General features: G+C 67.4%; 18 protein-coding genes, 1 tRNA gene and 1 pseudogene. 17 read left to right on the forward strand and 3 right to left on the reverse strand.

The features are described from left to right. The first annotated feature begins 86 nt into the window (after nt 1-86). Nucleotides 87-323, forward strand: a complete 237-nt coding sequence (locus tag V8F63_RS06385; protein WP_392354811.1) for a hypothetical protein — start codon at nt 87-89, stop codon at nt 321-323. Nucleotides 324-645: 322 nt separating this feature from the next. Here the strand turns inward: V8F63_RS06385 and V8F63_RS06390 are convergent, their stop codons facing one another. Next, nucleotides 646-1,284, reverse strand: coding sequence for a biosynthetic peptidoglycan transglycosylase (locus tag V8F63_RS06390; protein ID WP_392354812.1), 639 nt, complete (start codon nt 1,282-1,284; stop codon nt 646-648). 146 nt (nt 1,285-1,430) lie between these two features. Here V8F63_RS06390 and V8F63_RS06395 point away from each other — a divergent pair, with 146 nt between their 5' ends. Continuing rightward, entirely contained in the window at nt 1,431-3,293 is a 1,863-nt protein-coding gene (locus V8F63_RS06395; protein WP_392354813.1) for a DNA polymerase III subunit gamma/tau, read from the forward strand. 140 nt (nt 3,294-3,433) lie between these two features. On the opposite strand, the gene V8F63_RS06400 is transcribed toward V8F63_RS06395, so the two are convergent. Beyond that, nucleotides 3,434-4,048 carry a malonic semialdehyde reductase gene (locus tag V8F63_RS06400; RefSeq protein ID WP_392354814.1) on the reverse strand — a complete coding sequence of 205 codons (615 nt, stop codon included), beginning with the start codon at nt 4,046-4,048 and terminating at the stop codon, nt 3,434-3,436. 172 nt (nt 4,049-4,220) lie between these two features. Here V8F63_RS06400 and V8F63_RS06405 point away from each other — a divergent pair, with 172 nt between their 5' ends. From V8F63_RS06405 to V8F63_RS06450, 10 genes and pseudogenes are all read left to right on the forward strand, one after another. Beyond that, nucleotides 4,221-4,550: a YbaB/EbfC family nucleoid-associated protein gene (locus V8F63_RS06405; RefSeq protein ID WP_025976124.1), complete on the forward strand. Its 330-nt coding sequence runs from the start codon at nt 4,221-4,223 to the stop codon at nt 4,548-4,550. After that, nucleotides 4,550-5,166: pseudogene (gene recR, locus V8F63_RS06410) on the forward strand (recombination mediator RecR). The gene V8F63_RS06405 and the pseudogene recR overlap by 1 nt, the downstream one beginning before the upstream one ends. A 55-nt stretch (nt 5,167-5,221) precedes the next feature. Continuing rightward, nucleotides 5,222-6,436: a DNA recombination protein RmuC gene (locus V8F63_RS06415; protein ID WP_312449257.1), complete on the forward strand. Its 1,215-nt coding sequence runs from the start codon at nt 5,222-5,224 to the stop codon at nt 6,434-6,436. A gap of 80 nt (nt 6,437-6,516) precedes the next feature. Next, nucleotides 6,517-6,960, forward strand: a complete 444-nt coding sequence (locus V8F63_RS06420; protein ID WP_253122946.1) for a hypothetical protein — start codon at nt 6,517-6,519, stop codon at nt 6,958-6,960. Nucleotides 6,961-6,970: 10 nt separating this feature from the next. Beyond that, the gene (locus V8F63_RS06425; RefSeq protein ID WP_025976128.1) at nt 6,971-7,168 is read left to right on the forward strand and encodes a helix-turn-helix transcriptional regulator; all 198 of its coding nucleotides are present in this window, start codon (nt 6,971-6,973) and stop codon (nt 7,166-7,168) included. Between the two features lie 38 nt (nt 7,169-7,206). After that, the gene (locus V8F63_RS06430; RefSeq protein WP_392354815.1) at nt 7,207-8,160 is read left to right on the forward strand and encodes a TraB/GumN family protein; all 954 of its coding nucleotides are present in this window, start codon (nt 7,207-7,209) and stop codon (nt 8,158-8,160) included. A 94-nt stretch (nt 8,161-8,254) separates the two neighbouring features. Then, nucleotides 8,255-8,329 (forward strand) — tRNA-Gly (locus V8F63_RS06435). Nucleotides 8,330-8,454: 125 nt separating this feature from the next. Then, nucleotides 8,455-8,874, forward strand: coding sequence for a TadE/TadG family type IV pilus assembly protein (locus V8F63_RS06440; protein ID WP_392354816.1), 420 nt, complete (start codon nt 8,455-8,457; stop codon nt 8,872-8,874). Nucleotides 8,875-8,947: 73 nt separating this feature from the next. Further along, nucleotides 8,948-9,535, forward strand: a complete 588-nt coding sequence (locus tag V8F63_RS06445; RefSeq protein WP_392355051.1) for a TadG family pilus assembly protein — start codon at nt 8,948-8,950, stop codon at nt 9,533-9,535. Further along, nucleotides 9,426-10,556, forward strand: coding sequence for a hypothetical protein (locus V8F63_RS06450; RefSeq protein ID WP_392354817.1), 1,131 nt, complete (start codon nt 9,426-9,428; stop codon nt 10,554-10,556). The genes V8F63_RS06445 and V8F63_RS06450 overlap by 110 nt, the downstream gene beginning before the upstream one ends. Before the next feature lie 20 nt (nt 10,557-10,576). Here V8F63_RS06450 and V8F63_RS06455 read toward each other — a convergent pair whose 3' ends face one another. Continuing rightward, entirely contained in the window at nt 10,577-11,710 is a 1,134-nt protein-coding gene (locus tag V8F63_RS06455; RefSeq protein ID WP_392354818.1) for a peptidoglycan DD-metalloendopeptidase family protein, read from the reverse strand. A 554-nt stretch (nt 11,711-12,264) separates the two neighbouring features. Between V8F63_RS06455 and V8F63_RS06460 the strand changes: the two genes are divergently transcribed. The 5 genes from V8F63_RS06460 to V8F63_RS06480 all read left to right on the forward strand — a co-directional run bounded on the left by V8F63_RS06460 (nt 12,265) and on the right by V8F63_RS06480 (nt 16,431). Further along, nucleotides 12,265-13,326 carry a hypothetical protein gene (locus V8F63_RS06460; protein ID WP_392354819.1) on the forward strand — a complete coding sequence of 354 codons (1,062 nt, stop codon included), beginning with the start codon at nt 12,265-12,267 and terminating at the stop codon, nt 13,324-13,326. Beyond that, entirely contained in the window at nt 13,296-15,458 is a 2,163-nt protein-coding gene (locus V8F63_RS06465; RefSeq protein ID WP_392354820.1) for a YdbH domain-containing protein, read from the forward strand. The genes V8F63_RS06460 and V8F63_RS06465 overlap by 31 nt, the downstream gene beginning before the upstream one ends. Nucleotides 15,459-15,546: 88 nt before the next feature. Beyond that, complete coding sequence (locus tag V8F63_RS06470) at nt 15,547-15,735, forward strand: YnbE family lipoprotein (RefSeq protein ID WP_025976134.1); 189 nt, start codon at nt 15,547-15,549, stop codon at nt 15,733-15,735. Nucleotides 15,736-15,754: 19 nt separating this feature from the next. Further along, nucleotides 15,755-16,114: a YdbL family protein gene (locus V8F63_RS06475; RefSeq protein ID WP_392354821.1), complete on the forward strand. Its 360-nt coding sequence runs from the start codon at nt 15,755-15,757 to the stop codon at nt 16,112-16,114. A gap of 8 nt (nt 16,115-16,122) precedes the next feature. Beyond that, entirely contained in the window at nt 16,123-16,431 is a 309-nt protein-coding gene (locus tag V8F63_RS06480) for a hypothetical protein (protein WP_134582224.1), read from the forward strand. Nucleotides 16,432-16,435: the final 4 nt, after the last annotated feature.

A 16,435-nucleotide genomic window follows, 5' to 3' on the forward strand; every position in this document is an offset into this window, starting at 1 on the left:
TTAGCGCGGCGCGGGCGTTGCTATTGACCGTGACGTCGATTGCGTCCTTGGATTGAGTTCGGGGGAGAGCTCTTATGGCTGGATGGATGGCTCTGGTTACGACGGTGGTTGGAGCTTTGCTCACCGCCGTTCTTGGCAACAGACTTGTCCAGTTTTGGCAGCACCGAAACTGGATTCATCAGCAGCAATTCTCAGGCCTTGAGAAGGAATACGTCGCGCTTAAGGCACTGACCGATACCTTAGTAAGGGATTGTGGTTGGCGTCTCGAGGCGATGCGCAACTTGGTCGCGGCCCTAAAAGGGGAGCATACCAAGATGAGCTAGAATCCTATCGAATCGTTCTCGGTGCCTGGAATGGGGCGATCTATTCTTATTACGCGCAACTTACCTTCCAGATAAAATGGGATTGCGCGACCGATCTGGAAAATCGAATCCATAAAAATTTGTGGCGGTTGGTGGCGAGATTGAAGCTGAAATTCGTAGGCTTAGGCTCGGGGAGGCAGCTAAAGCCAGCCGATATGGCGTGTGGGATAGGCGTCTAAATGAGATCGGAGGAGAGATAGCAGATTTCAGTCGATTTCTGGTCCGGGTTACGGAGGAGAGGCGTCAGGAAGTTTTTTATGGTCGAGAATTGACCTATAAGAAATCAGATATAATGCGGCTCGGAAATTTTGAGCTTATCAAACTTCTCTTTGTGTCTGACATAGACAGTTTTTCCATAGTTCGCTCGACGGCTGATGTTGTTAGCCCACTTGGGCGTCGGCTTTAGCGGCTTTGGATACACAAGCATGGCAGCTATGACCGACGCCTCGTCGAGGTTCAGGCTGTCAGGATGCTTTTCGTACATGGCCGCTGACGCTGCGTGTGATCCGTACAGGTGTGACCCGAAGAACGCGCAGCTTAGATAACCACGAAGAATTCGTATCTTCGAGTATCGGTACTGAATGAGTTTAGAGAGCATAATCTCATACAGTTTTCGCCGAAGGGTTCGCTCTTTTCGCCCCGTCACGGTGCGTACAAACTGCATGTCGATCGTGCTTGCGCCGCCATGGCGCTGGAGAGTTAAGGCGCGAAAAAGCTCGCGACAGACGGAGCGAAGATCGCTCCCGGAGTGATCGAAAAATCTTCGATCCTCCAGCACGAGGACGAGTTTCTCCACCAACGTTAGCTGCTCTGGATAAACGGCGCCTGGCACATGCTCGTGGATGGCTAACAAATCCGTGTGCACGCCGATGAGCCATCGTCGCAGACTCGGAAGCTTCAACCGTGTGGGACGTTCGCGCATGGCCTTGCGTAACCTTGGTCGGGAACGCTGCCAAGCGTTTGCTGGCTGCGACGTTTCCGCCTCCCACTAGCCAACAGGACGCTGATCCACTTGTCCGTTTCTCGCGAGGGGTGCGCGACCGCATCCCTTCGCGCTAAGACAGGGCCATGAGCGACGCCGATCACAGTCTCGATGGTCCTCCCTGGGAGGAAGACGCGCCCGAAGTCGAAGAGCGCGACCCCAACACCAGTGACATGTTCGGCGCGCCGCCGCCGGCCGCCGCGCCTGAACCGGCGCAGGAGCCCGCGCCCCAGCCCGCGCCCGCTCCCGCCCCGGCGCTGGGCGAGCCGACCCCCGCCGAGGGCGAGGCCTACACCGTCCTGGCCCGCAAATACCGGCCGCGCGCGTTCGAGGACCTGATCGGCCAGGAGGCCATGGTCAGGACCCTGACCAACGCCTTCGCCACAGGCCGGATCGCCCACGCCTTCATGCTGACCGGGGTGCGGGGCGTCGGCAAGACCACGACCGCGCGCCTGCTGGCCCGCGCGCTCAACAACGAAACCGACACCATCGACAAGCCGTCCCTGGCGCTGAGCCTCACCGGCCGGCACGACGCCGCCATCATGGCGGGCCAGCACATGGACGTGATGGAGATGGACGCCGCCTCGCACACCGGCGTCAACGACATCCGCGATATCCTGGAAAGCGTCCGCTACGCGCCGGTCGAGGCCCGCTACAAGGTCTATGTGCTGGACGAGGTCCACATGCTGTCGACGCAGGCCTTCAACGCCCTGCTGAAGACGCTGGAGGAGCCGCCTCCGCACGCCAAATTCATCTTCGCCACGACCGAGATCCGCAAGGTGCCGGTGACGATCCTGAGCCGCTGCCAGCGTTTCGACCTGCGCCGGGTCGAGCCGGAGGTTCTGGTCGGCCATCTGGGCCGCGTCGCCGAACGCGAAGGCATGAAGATCGAGCAGGAGGCGCTGGCGCTGATTTCCCGCGCGGCCGAAGGGTCGGTGCGCGACGGCCTGTCGCTGCTGGATCAGGCGCTGGTTCAGGCTGAGCGCGGCGCGGTGGTCGAGACGGCCACGGTGCGCGACATGCTGGGTCTGGCCGACCGCACCCAGACCATCGCCCTGTTCGAACAGACGATGGCGGGCAAGACGGCCGAGGCGCTAACGACCTTCCGCACCCTGTATGGCTACGGCGCCGATCCGGTGCAGGTGGCCAACGACCTGCTGGAGCACTGCCACGCGGCCTCGGTCGCCAAGATGCTGGGGCCGAACGCCACCCGCCTGCCCGGCGATCAGGCGCAGAAGCTGGCGGCGCTGGGCGCGGCCATCTCGGCGGGCACCCTGTCGCGGACGTGGCAGATGCTGCTGAAGGCGCTGGACGAGGTGCGGCGCGCGCCCAATCCCGCCGATGCGGTGGAGATGGCCATCGTGCGCCTGGCCTACGCCGCCGACCTGCCGGGGCCGGAAGAGGCGCTGAAGGCGATCCAGTCGGGCGGCGTGCCCGGCGGCGGCGCGGGGCCGCGCGGCGGAGGATCGGGCGGCGGAGGCGGCGGCGCCTCGGCCATGCTGGCGGCGCGCCCAGTTCAAGCGCCCGCCCTCCCGGATCCGCAGACTTTCGAGGCGGTGGTCGCCCTGATCGGCGAGAAGCGCGAAATCACCCTGCAGATGGACGTGGAGCGTTACGTCCGCGTGGTCAGCTTCCGCCCCGGCGCCATCACCTATGAACCGGCCGAGGGCTCGCCCCACGATCTGGCGCGGCGTCTGGCCGGGCGTCTGAAGGAATGGACCGGGCGCACCTGGCTGATCGCCGCCAACGGCCAGGGCGGCGGCGAGACCCTGATCGAGGTCGAGAAAAAGGCCCGCGCCGCCCGCCGGGCGGCGGTCGAGGCGGACCCCTTTGTGGTGTCGATCATGCAGGCCTTCCCCGGCGCCGAGATCAAGGAGATCGTCACCCTGGCCCCGGCGGTCGAGATGCCCGCCATCCCCGAGGACGGCGAGGCGGGCGACGACGACTGAGTTTCCCCTCCCCACTGCGTGGGGAGGTGGATCGGACGCGGAGCTGCCGAGACGGAGGGGCGTCTGGGTTTCGCCGTCGTTAAGCCCTTCCACCGCTTCGCGGTCCCCCTCCCCACAAAGTGGGGAGGAGAGGATGCCGCTTACAGAATCTGCGCGGCTTCCTCGAAGTCGAGGCGGGGCGAGCGGGGGAACAGGTTCTCGTCCGTGCCGTAGCCCAGGTTCATGATGAAATTCGGCTCGACATTGCTGTCGGGGAAGAACTCTGCCTTCACGCCCGCCGGGTCGAAGCCTGACATGGGACCGACATCCAGACCCAGCGCCCGCGCGGCGATGGTCAGATAGCCGCCCTGCAGCGAGGCGTTGCGGAAGGCGGCCTCGCGTCGGCCGGCCTCGTCCAGGAACCAGTCGCGCACCCCCGGGGCGTGCGGGAACAGCTTGGGCAGGGTGTCGTGGAAGTCGATGTCCTGGGCGATGATCAGGTTGACGGGCGCGGCCAGGGTCTTGGCGCGGTTGCCCTCGGCCATGTGCGGGGCCAGGCGCGCCTTGGCTTCCGACGAGGTGACGAAGACGAAGCGGGCCGGGGTCATGTTGACCGCCGTGGGGCCGAACTTGGTCAGGTCGTAGAGCTTGCGAATCAGGTCTTGGGACACCGGCCGGTCGCTCCAGCCGTTGTGCGTGCGGGCTTCGGTGAACAGTCGGGCCAGAACGGCGTCGGAGACCGGAACGTCACGGTTGGAAAGGGCGTCAAAGGCCATTAGGGCTTCTCCAGAAACTAATTAGCAACTTCAGGTGTGGCTAATTAGGGAGGGGCGGCGGACGCGTCAAGGGATCGGCCGGCGATTTCTCAGCGAATAACCGCAAGGCGCCGCGACACGCTTTCTTCGCGGGGGTCTGGAGCCGGGCGGCGCTTGATCCTATCTAGGGGGCATGAAAGATCTCAACGCCCTGATGCAACAGGCCCAGGCGATGCAGCAGAAGCTGCAGGACGCCCAGGCGAAAATGGCCGAATCCACCGCCGAGGGCACCTCGGGCGGCGGCCTTGTCACCGTCGCCCTGAAAGGCCCCGGCGAAATCACCTCGGTGAAGATCGACGACAGCCTGATGGCCCCCGGCGAGGGCGAGATTCTGGCCGACCTGATCGTCGCCGCCCACGCCGACGCCAAGCGCAAGCTGGACGAGATCAACAACGCTCTGATGCGCGACGCCGCCGGGCCGATGGCCGGGATGAACATCCCCGGAATGCCGAAACTCTTCTGATGGCCGCTTCCGCCGGGCCGGAAATCGAACGGCTCATCAGCCTGCTGGCCAAGCTGCCGGGCATGGGCCCGCGCTCGGCCCGGCGCGCGGCCCTGGCCCTGTTGAAGCGGCGCGAGCAACTGCTGGCCCCGCTGGCGGCGTCTCTGGCCGAGACGGCGGCCAAGGTCGTCAACTGCTCGGTCTGCGGTGCGCCCGATACGCGCGATCCCTGCTCGGTCTGCTCGGACCAGACCCGCGACAACGCCCTGATCTGCGTGGTCGAGGAGGCCGGCGCCCTGTGGGCCATGGAGCGCTCGGGCGCCTTCCGCGGCAAGTATCATGTGCTGGGCGGCCTGCTGTCCGCCCTGGACGGCGTCGGCCCCGAACAGCTGCGCATCGCCGAACTGATCGGCCGGGTCAAAGGCGGCGAAATGGGCGGCGGCGAGGCGAGGAGGTCGTTCTGGCCCTGCCCGCCACGGTCGACGGCCAGACGACGGCCCATTACCTGGCCGAGCGCCTGTCGGCGGCGGGGGTGCAGGTCACGTCGCTGGCGCGCGGCGTGCCGGTCGGCGGCGAGCTGGACTGGCTGGACGACGGCACCATCATCCAGGCGCTGCGGGCCCGGCGGCCCGCCTGAACCGGATCCCGACGGGCGACTTTCTTCCGTTCCCGACTCCCGCTAGGAACGGAGCATGAACACGCTCGAACTCATCCTGCTGGTCGTCGCGCTGATGGCGGGCGGCGGTTTCCTGTGGGCCTACATGGGCTGGCAGAAGACGAAGGGGGCGCTCGACGCCGCCGACGCCCGGCTGGAGCTGATGGAGGAGAGCCGGGACTCCATGGCCGAGTTCCTCAAGGCTCAGGCTTCGCAGTCGGCCGAGGCCGTGGCGGCCAAGCTGGTCGCCCGCGCCACCGAGACCTTCCAGGCCCAGGACCGCGTCGCGCGCGAGCGCATGGAGGCTCAGCTCAAGCCCGTCTCGGAGACCCTCGCCAAGTTTCAGGAGCACGTCACCGCTCTGGAGAAGAGCCGCGCCGACGAGACCGGCGGGCTGAAGGAGCAGCTCAACCTGTTGATGGCCGCCTCCACCGCCACCCGCGACGAGGCGCGGCGCCTGACCGAGGCCCTGAAAGGCAACACCGGCCGGCGCGGCCGCTGGGGCGAGCAGACCTGCCGCAACGTGCTGGAAGCCGCAGGCATGGCCGGCCGCTTCGACTTCGAGGAGCAGAACTCCTCGGCCAATGACGAGGGCCGCCAGCAGCGCCCGGACTTCATCGTCAAACTGCCCGGCGGCGGCATGTTCGTCATCGACGCCAAGGTCTCCCTGGCCTTCCCTGACGAGGCGGACGGCGACGAGGAGGCCCAGGCCCGCGCCATGTCCCTGCGCACCGCCGCCAGCATGAAGACCCACGTGCGCCAGCTGTCGTCCAAGGCCTATCAGGACCAGTTCAAACCCAGCCCCGACTTCGTCGCCATGTTCGTGCCCGGCGACGCCTTCCTGGCCGCCGCCCTGGACCATGAGCCGGACCTGATGACCACGGCCATGGCCTCGCGCGTGGTCATCGTCACCCCCACCACCCTGTTCGCCTTGTGCAAGGCCGTCGCCTACGGCTGGCGCGCCGAGGAGCAAGCCCGGAACGCCGAGGACGTCGCCCGCCTGGGCAAGGAGCTCTACAAGCGCCTGTCGGTGATGGGCGGCCACGCCGCCTCGGTCGGCAAGGCGCTGGACGCGGCGGTCGGCCGCTACAACCAGTTCGTCGGCTCGCTGGAGAGCCAGGTCATGGTCTCGGCCCGCCGTTTCGAGGACCTGAAGGTCGACCACGAAGGCAAGGAACTGCCCGAACTGGCCGCCGTCGAACAATCGCCCCGGGCCCTCAGCCGGCCGGAGCTGCTGAACGCGCCGGAATGACGGCGGCATGTGACAAACACGCTTGACGTGGTGCGCTGGGACTGACAAACAAACTTGTCTGTTTTTGCCTGAGAGCGCCGATGTCGTTCAAATCGTTCAAGCCGCTTGGGATTCGCGGCGCCCTGCTGGTGTTCGCCGTTTCTCTAGGCCTGGGGCTTATTGGCGGCGTCCTGGGCGTGATCCTGTCCGACCAGCCCGGCGTGGGCGGCTTCGCCATGACCGCTGTGATGCTGAGTCTGGTGATGGCGGGGGCGCTGCTGATCTGCGTCTGGTGGTGGCGTCATCTCGACGAGGCCGCGCGCGAGGCCCACAAATGGTCCTGGTTCTGGGGCGGGACCAGCGGCATGGCGGTCGGCGCCGTGCTGTTGATGGTCCTGTCGCTGCGGCGCGAAGAGGTCGTGCTGCCGCAATGGGCGGGCGAGACGCCGCCGGAACTGCTGTTGACCGGCATGATGGCCATTCTTCTGTTCCAGCTCGCCGGCTACGGCCTGGCCTGGGCCTGGTGGTGGCTGGGACGCCGATGAGGAGGACGCCGTGAAGAACCGCCTCAAGGTATTGCGCGCCGAGCGCGACTGGAGCCAGGCGCACCTGGCGCAGGAACTGGGCGTCTCGCGCCAGACGGTGAATGCGCTGGAGACCGGCCGCTACGATCCCTCCCTGCCGCTGGCCTTCAAGATCGCACGGCTGTTTGAGATGCCCATCGAGTCCATCTTCATCGACGAAGAGGGCTGACGCGTCTCCCTTCTTTCCTGCGATTTAGGAGCCCGACCATGATCCGCCGCCTCTGGAGCCGCGCCTGCGCCTCTGTCTCCGTCGTCGCCCTCGGGGCCGCCCTGCTGGCGCCGAGCACGCCCGCCTTCGCCCAGGCCGCGCCCGCCGCCGTCGATCCCGCCGCGGTGGTGGCCGCTCCGGCCGGATCCGGCCCGCGCCTGTGGGTGGTGAAGGACGAGGATTCGACCCTCTATCTGTTCGGCACCGTCCATGTGCTGAAGCCCGAGACGCCTTGGGGCAGCGCCAACCTGGACCGGGCCTTCGCCAGCGCCGATGAATACTGGTTCGAGATCGCCGATCTGAACGATGCAGCCGGCGCCGTGCCGATCATTCAGGCCAAGGGCGTGTCGCCGGACCGCCCCCTGTCCAGCCTGCTGACGGCTGAAGAACTGGCCGACCTCGACGCCGCCGCACGCCAGGTCGGCTCCACGGGGGCTTCGCTGGATCCCTTGCGTCCCTGGTTCGCGGCCCTGCAACTGGCGATCGCCAGCATCACCAAGGCCGGCTATCTGCCGCAAAACGGCGGGGACCAGGTGCTGCACGCCCGCGCCGCCGCCGCCGGCAAGCCGATCAAGGGCTTTGAGACGATGGCGCAACAGATCGGCTTCATCGCCGACATGTCCGAAGAGGCGCAACTGGCCATGCTGCGCTCCGGCTTGAAGGAGTTCGAGCAGGCGCCCGAGTTCCTGGGCCGCATGGTCGGCGCCTGGTCGACCGGCGACGTCGACAGCCTTGACGCCCTGATCGGCCAGGAGATGAAGGCCCAGTCGCCTGAAATGTACGACGTCATGCTGACGCGCCGCAACGCCGACTGGACCCGGCAGATCCTGACCCTGCTGGAAGGCTCGGGCACGGCCTTCATCTCGGTGGGCGCAGGCCACCTGGCAGGCGCCGACAGCCTCCAGACCATGCTGGCCAAGCGCGGCGTCAAGGTCGAGGAAGTGCGCGACTAAGGGCCGTCGCCAGATCTGAGAAAAATCAGGGGCCCGGTTCGCCGGGCCTTTTCTTTGCTCCGCGCCATATATCTTCCGCGCTCGCTTCGGCGATGCGGGTATAGTTCAGAGGTAGAACGTCAGCTTCCCAAGCTGAATGTCGCGAGTTCGATTCTCGCTACCCGCTCCAACACCTCCCAGCGCTTTCTCCAGCATGCAGAGCTTCGACGCCGCAACAGGGCGCGGTTTGTTCAGCGCCTACATTCTCCCTTAAGTTGTGTTGCGCATGATCGCTGCTCAGTCAGGAGCGCGACGATGCAGAAGGCGTGTGGTTCTGGTGTAGCGGGCAGGCGCACAGGCGCGGCGGCGATCGAGTTCGCCATCGTCGGTCCCTTCTTTCTACTGCTGGTCGTGGGCCTGATTGTTTACGGCGGCTGGCTGTGGATGGCCCATTCGGTTCAGGCGGCGGTGTCGGAAGGCGCGCGCGCGGCGGTCGCCGGGCTCGATCCCGCAGAGCGAGAGCAACTGGCCCGTGACGGCGTCGAGGGGCATCTGCGCAATCTGGGGTTGAGGGCCGCAGACGCTTCTGTAGAGACCAGCGTTGACGGTCGGTTTTTCCGCGTCGTGGTGGCCTATGACGCCGCTCATCACCCTCTGATGGCCCTGGCGCCCCTGACCGTGTCGCCGCCCAAGGTCATCCGTCGCGCCGCCGTCATTCAGATCAATGAGGCCTGATGTGAACGGATCGAACGGTCTGTGCCATCTGATCGGCCGTCTGGGACGAAACCGGCGCGGCGGGGTGACGATCATGTCGGCGGCCTTCGGCGCGCTGATCTGCGTCAGCGCCGCCCTGGCGGTCGATGTGGGAATGGTGGTCCTGAAGGGGCGTGAGCTGCAGGGCGCGGTCGATCTGTCGGCCCTGGCGGCCGCGGGGTCGCTTCAGCACGCCGAAGCGGCGGCGGAGGCGCCGGCGCGCGCTAATCTGGCGGATATCGCGACCTTAAGCGTGCAGACGGGCGTCTACACGCCGGACCCCAGGCTGAAGCCGTCGCAGAGGTTCTTCGCGGCCGAAGGGCAGGTCAACGCCGCGCAGGTGACGGCGACGGCGCCCGCCCCTTGTTCTTTGGCCGCGTCGTTCTGGGGCGCGATGCGGTGTCGATCACCAAACAAGCGACGGCCGCGCGGCCCGGCGGCGCGCCGACAGCCCTGTTCTCGATCGGGTCGCGGCTGGGGTCGGTGGACGGGGGCTGGCCAACAGTCTGTTGTCGGGCCTTCTGGGAGGCCGGGTGTCGCTGACCCTGATGGATTACAGAAGCCTGCTCGACGCCGAGGTCAGCCTGCTGCAGTTTTCGGACGCGCTGGCGGCGGACCTGGGGGTGACGGCGGGGGACTATGACGCCTTGCTGAAGCATGAGGTCGAGACCGGGCGTGTCCTGCGCGTGCTGGAGCGGATTGCAGGCGCGGGGCCCAGCAGCGCGCTGGGCAAGCTGACGAGCGCGCCCGCGGACGCCCGTTTGAAACTCGGCGATCTCATCGGCGTGGAGGCCGACGCCCGTCAGGGACTGCGTGAGCGGTTGAACGCCCAGGTGTCTGTCTTTGACCTGCTGATGGCGAGCCTGCAGACGGCGAACAAGGAACGCCAGCTGGCGCTGGATGTGGGCGCGGGGCTCGGCATCGCCGACCTGGATGTCATCCTGGCCATCGGCGAGCGACCGAACCGGTCGCCCTGGCTGACGGTGACCAGCAGGGGCGAGCCGATCATCCGCACGGTCCAGACGCGGCTTTATCTTGAGGCGACGACCGCCAAGGCCCTGTCGGATCTCACCGCGATCAAACTTCCTGTCCTGATCGAAGCGGCGAGCGCGCAGGCGCGGCTGAAGCAGATCGACTGCGCCCCAGGGCCCGGTGCAACGCTGGAGGTCAAGACGGGCGTGGCGCGGGCGGCGATCGGCGCCGTCGACAAGACCAAACTGCGGGACTTCAAGTCGAAACTGACCGTCACGCCTGCGCCTCTGGTGTCGGTCCTGGGGCTTCTCGGCATCAAGGCGGCCAATGTGACCGGCCGGGCGGACATAGAGGCGGCCGACCCTGATTGGCGCCAGGTGCGTTTCACCGCTGCCGATATCGCCGCGGGCGAACCCAAGACAGTGGGCTCCAAACAGTTCGGCCACGGGGTGATCGCGAGCCTGCTGACGAAACTGGACCTGAAGGTCGAGTTGCTGGGAGGCCTGATCAGTCTGCCGGTCAGCGAACTGTTGGGGAGCGTCCGCGGGCTGCTGACGCCGCTAGGCCCGGTTCTGGACGGGGTGGTTCAGCCCCTGCTGGAGCTTCTGGGCGTGCGTCTGGGCGAGGCGGACCTGCGGGTCCACGGCGTGCGGTGTCCGAATCAGGAAGGCGCGCCGCAACTGGTCGGTTGAGGCGCGACTGTTGCCCGGTATCAGCCTTCGGCGGGACGCAGGCCGTTGGCGGCCTGTTGCACGGCGGCGGGGCGGCGCTGGCCGCCGGCGGCGATGATGCGGTCGATGCGGGCCTTCTCGGCGCGGAAGGCGTTCAGGTCGGCGCCCGCCAGGACGGTGCCTTCCTGGGTCTTGATGCCCGAGGGATTGATCCGCTGGCCGTTGCGCCAGATTTCGTAGTGCAGGTGCGGTCCGGTCGAGGCGCCGGTCGAGCCGACATAGGCGACGACCTGGCCCTGGGTCACGCGCTGGCCCGCGCGCATGCCCGAGGCGTAGCGCGACAGGTGGCCGTAGCCGCTTTCCAGCCCGTTGGCGTGGCGGATGCGCAGCCAGTTGCCGTAGCCGCCCCAGCGCCGAGCCTCGACCACCACGCCGTCGGCGGGGGCCACGACCGGGGTGCCGGTCGATGCGGCGAAGTCCATCCCCTGGTGCATCTTGCGATAGCCCGAGATCGGGTGGGTGCGGACGCCGAAGTTGGAGCTGACGCGGCGGAAGTTCTGCAGCGGCGTGCGCATCATGGCGGTGCGCGTGTTCTTGCCGGTAGCGTCGAAATACTGGGCCGTCTTCGAGCCGGCGGGCTGGAAGCGATAGAAGGCGTGGCCCTTCAGCTCGGCGTAAAGAAGCTCGCCGGTTTCGACGGTGCGGCCCGATTCGGTGACCTTGCGGTCGAAGACGAGGGTGAATTCGTCGGCGGCGCGCACGTCGCGCTGCATGTCGAACTTGTGGGCGAACAGCTGGCTGGCGCGGCGCACCACGGCCGAGGTGGCGCCCAGTTCGCGGGCGCTGGCGGACAGCGAGCGCTGAACCTTGTCGTTGGCGACGACGGTTTCCTCGGTCACCTTCTCGTCGAGCGAACGCAGGCGAAGCGCGCCGTCGAAGCTGCGCGACACGGTCAGCTGGCTGGCCGGGCCGGTGCGCATGGTCAGGCCGATCAGGCGGGCGTCGCCCATGCCGCCGCGCGGCTTGGACACGGCGGTCTCAAACTTCAGGCCGGCGCGCAGGTCCTTGAGGTCAAAGGCGCTGGCGACGGTGTCGGCCACGGCGCGCGCTTCTTCGGCGCCGACGCCGGTGCGGCGCACGGCCTGTTCGAACGTCTCGCCGCGACGAATCTGCACGGGAATGGCTTCGGGGTGGTCATGCCGGCCGGAGCGGCGGCGGCGGCGTAGGCCTGGGCCTCAAGAAATTCGATCTGTTCCGCCGTCAGAGGTGGAACCTCCTCGGCCTTCACCTGTTCCAACCCTCGACCCGCCAGCAGGGCGATGCCGACGGCGGCGCAGGTGGTCAGCAGGTGCGGCGCAAGCCGAACAGGCTGGCGGCGTGGATCGAACTGAGCCATGGGTCCCCGGCGAATCAACGACGCGTGCTGCGCCAGACCAGTCGAAATTGCGTTCACGTCGAGCGTCCCCGACCGACAGTGAAGCGAGCCGTATAGCCCGGCTGATCCATGATGGGAAGCGGTCAGGTTACATTCGGTTAACTTGGCGGGGGATTGATGAAGTATTTCGACGTTCGCTGCGGTCCTGTCGTGAATCTTCGCCATTTTTAGGGTCTGATCGTCGTGTAGTGGCGACGATGACACGGTAGAGTTGTCGCAAGGCAACGACTGTCATCGTGGCGCATTTTGTGGCGTTGTCGCCTTCAACCGTTAGATGATGATCGTTCCGCGACCTTGACCGAAGACGCCGATCCTTCCTCGCCGCGCGAGCGACCTCGCCAGCCTTCCGCTGTGCGGACCCTGATGAAGGGCGTCGGGGTCACCCTGATGGTGCTGCTCGTGCTGGCGGCGGCGCTTTATCTGAACCGTCGGGCGGCGGCGCGCGAATTGCTGGTCGGCTGGCTGGAGCGCAAGGGCGTCGACGCCGACGTCGAGGTCGAGCGGCTGGAGATCAACGGCTTCGTCGGCAAGATCTCCATCGGCGATCCCAAGAACCCGGACTTCAAGGTCGAGCGGGTCGAGGTCGATTACGCCCTGGGCTTGCCCTGGTCGAAGGCCCGGCTGGGCGTGACGCCCAGCCGGGTGCGGCTGGTTCGGCCGATCGTCCGCGCGGCGTGGAAGGACGGCAAGCTGTCGCTGGGCAGTCTGGACCCTCTGGTCGAAGAGTTCACCGGCAAGCCGCCCAAGCCGGATCTGCGCGCGCCCCTGGTCATCGTCGAGCGCGGCCAGGCGCGCATCGACACGGAATACGGCCCGGTCAATCTGCTGGCCGACGCGCGCATCGACAACGGAAAGCTGATGCGGTTGTCGGGCCGGATGCCTGCGGCCTCGCTCAAGAGCGGCGGGATCGAGGCGCGCGGTCTGGGCGGCGTGATCGAGGCGACGACGACCGGCGACCGGCTGGCGGTCGCGCTTGATCTTCAGGCCGAACGGTTTGCGGCCAAGGATCAGGCGAGCGGCGAGGGCGCGGTCCTGCATCTGAAGGGCGACCTGCCTTATCCGGACATGAAGACGCGGCGTGGCGACGGGCGCGTCGCCCTGACCGGCCGGTTCACTGCGGATGCAGCCGGCGGGGCCGGTGTGAACAGCCGCGCCGTCAACGCCGACCTGGTCTTCGATGGTCAGGTCGCGGGCTGGATCAATCGCTATGATCTCAAAGGCAAGGGCCGCTTGGCGACCACGGCGGGCTCGGTTGCGGCCGAGGGGCTTCAGGCGCGCGCGCTGGATCTTGGTCTGACGGACGCCGAAGTGGCGGTCGCGGGGGCGTGGAGGCCGACAAGGCGCGCTGGTCGGTGACGACGCGCGCGCGCCTCAACGTCGGGGCGGGCCGCGCAGGCGAGACGCGGCTGGAGGGCCTGAGCCTGAGCTCGGCCAGCGTGCGCGCGGGCGGCCATGGCGACGCGCTGGAGGTGCAGGCGCCGGTGGCGCTGCAGGCGCGATCCGTGCGGGCCAAGGACTTCAGCCTGCGCGGCGCCAGCGGCGCGCTGAATCTGGACATCGTGCGCGACGCGGTGACCCGGATCGATGTTCAGGGCGCCCTGAAGGCCGATCATGCCGCCGTGACCTCGCTGGGGGCGGCGACGGCGGACGACCTGCCGGAAATGGCCGCCTTGAAGCGTGGGCTGGGCGACTTCGCCCTGAACGCTCCGCATATCCGCCTGTCCAGCGACAACGCCGGACTGGAGCTGACGCTTCCCCAGCCGATCACGGCGCGCCCGGCCAACGGCGGCGAGCTGCGGCTGGAGGCGCATCATAAGCCCCTGTTCGCCTCGGGCGAGGGCGCAAGCGGGGGCGGGGCTCTGAGCCTGACCTCCACGCGCGGCGGCGGCCTGCCCGACGCTCGCTTTGAAGGGATCGAGTGGCGTCTGACCCGCGGCGGCTTTGCGGCGCGCCTCAAGGGACGGGCCGGGCTGGACTTCGGCCCGGCGCGCGACATCGCCTTCAGCACCCAGGGCGAACTGGCTTCGTCGGGCGGGCGGCTGACCTATACGGCGGACGACTGCATCCCTCTGACGATCGGCAAGCTGGACCTGGGCGAGAACTCGGTCGAGGCGATCTCGGGCCGGGTCTGTCCTGGCGACGAGCCGCTGATCACGGCCCAGGGCGGGGCCTGGTGGGCGCGCGGCCGCCTCGCGGACGTGCAGGCCACGGCGCCGTTCCTGGAGATGCGGTTTTCCGAAGCGGAAGGCCGCCTGGCCGTCGACGGCGCCGCCAAGGGGCTGTCGATGCGGGCCGCGATCTCCAAGGCCCAGGTTTCCGACGTCGCCGACCCGGCTCGCTTCCTGCCGCTTCAGGCCAAGGGCGAGGCTCAGTTGGCCGATGAGGTCTGGACCGCCGGTTTCGACCTCACCCGACTGGGCCATGAGGTCGGCGGCATCGACCTGCGCCACGACGGGCGCCTTCAGGCGGGCGGGGCGGCCATTGCCGCGCCCAACCTGACCTTCACCGAGCACGGCCTACAGCCGGCCGATCTCAGCCCGTTGGTGGCGGACTATGTAAAGTCGCCGGTCGAGGGCTCGGCCGGGTTCGAGGGGCGGTTCGACTGGACCGCAGAGGGGGCGACCAGTTCCGGCGTCCTGACCGTGCCGAATCTGGATTTCACCAGCCCGGCGGGCAAGGTTCAGGGCCTCAAGGGGCGGGTGGAGTTCACCAGTTTGACGCCCCTGATCACCGCGCCCGATCAGACGCTGACCGCCGACCGCGTGCAGACGGTGACGCCGCTGACCGATTTCCAGCTGACGTTCGGCCTGGACGAAAAGGCCCTGACCATCGGCGGCGGACAGATTCAGGCCGCAGGCGGGCGCATCAGCGTCGAGCCCCTGTCCCTGCCGCTGACGCCGGGCGAGGGCTGGGGCGGGGTGATCGTGGTCGAGGGCGTGCAACTGAATGAACTGCTGAAGAGCGCCAATCTTCAGGACAAGGCGGAGCTCGACGCCGTGGTGTCCGGCCGTCTGCCCTTCACCTATGACCCCAAGGCGGGCTGGCGCATCGTCGGCGGCGTGTTGAACGGGGTGCGGCCCGGCCGTCTGTCGATCCAGCCGGAGGTGTTCGACGATCTGGGCGCCGGCGGCGGGGCCAACTCGGCCGACCTGCCGCCCAACACCATGCAGGATCTGGCCTATCAGGCCATGCAGGACCTGGCGATCAGCGACCTGACCGCCGAAGTGAACAGTCTGGACGAAGGCCGTCTGGGCGTGCGCTTCCGCATCAACGGCCGCCATGATCCGCCTCAGCGCGAGCAACTGCGGCTGACCTTTATGGAGCTTATCCGCCGCGACTTCATGAACAAGAAGCTGAATCTGCCGTCCGACACGCCCATCGACCTGACGCTCGACACCACGTGGAACGCCAACCAGATCGTCTCGGATCTGCTGGAATATGCTCGGCGCGGCGAAGCGCCCGTGCTGACGACGGATGAGCAGCCTTGATCGGCGGCTTCGCTTTGTTCAGAACCCGTTCACTCGCCGCAGCGTTAGATGGCGGTGACTTCCAACGCCGCCTTCGGAGATCGGCCCCATGATCAGCAAGCGTCAGATCGTCGCCATGCTCGGCCTCAGCGCCGTCAGCCTGGCCGCATGCGCGCCTACGGTGAACATCAAGTTCAGCGAGCCGCTGCAAATCTACGCCAAGCTGGACGCCGATATCCGCATCAAGCTGGATCAGGAACTGCAGAACCTGCTCCGCGAAAACCCCAACCTGTTCTGATACGAAAGGGGGCTTTGACATGACGAACCGCAAACTCTTCGTGGCCATGGCCGCAGTAGCCGCCCTGGGCATCGCCGCCGGCGCCGCCGTGGCCCAGACCGCTTCGCAGAAGGCTCTGGTCGACCGGGCCAAGGCCGCCGGCGCGGCGGGCGAACAGGCCGACGGCTATGTCGGCGTGCGCACCTCGGTCGACGGCGACACCCAGGCCGCCATCAGCGCGACCAACGCCGGCCGCCGCCAGGCCTACGCCCGCAGCGCCGCCGACGCCGGCACCACCGCCGAAGTGGCTGGGGCCCGGATGTTCGAAACCCAGCTGCTGCCGCGCATCAGCACGGGCCAGTGGTACAAGAACGCCCAGGGCCAGTGGGTCCAGCGCTGAGCTGAACCATGACGAAGACCTCCAGAGGCGGGCGGCTGGTCCGGCTTCTGCGGTCGCTGGTTCTCGCCGTGGCCATATCGGCCGTCAGCACGCTTGGGCTGGCGGCCTATTGGCGTCTGATCGGCGGCGGCGAGATGAGCCTGCACGGCTGGATCGCCATGGGGCTGGGCGTGCTTGGCACGGTCGGCCTCGCCTGGGGGTTGATGGCTCTGGCCTTCCGGTCGGACCGCGACGGTTGGGACGATAGGGTCGACAACCACCTGGACCCCGGCATCGAGGGCTCCGAGGACCGCAAGGACGACGACCTCTATTACTGATGGT

It is taken from the genome of Brevundimonas sp. LF-1 (assembly GCF_037055305.1).
In the GTDB taxonomy this organism is placed as follows: Bacteria; Pseudomonadota; Alphaproteobacteria; order Caulobacterales; family Caulobacteraceae; genus Brevundimonas; species Brevundimonas sanguinis.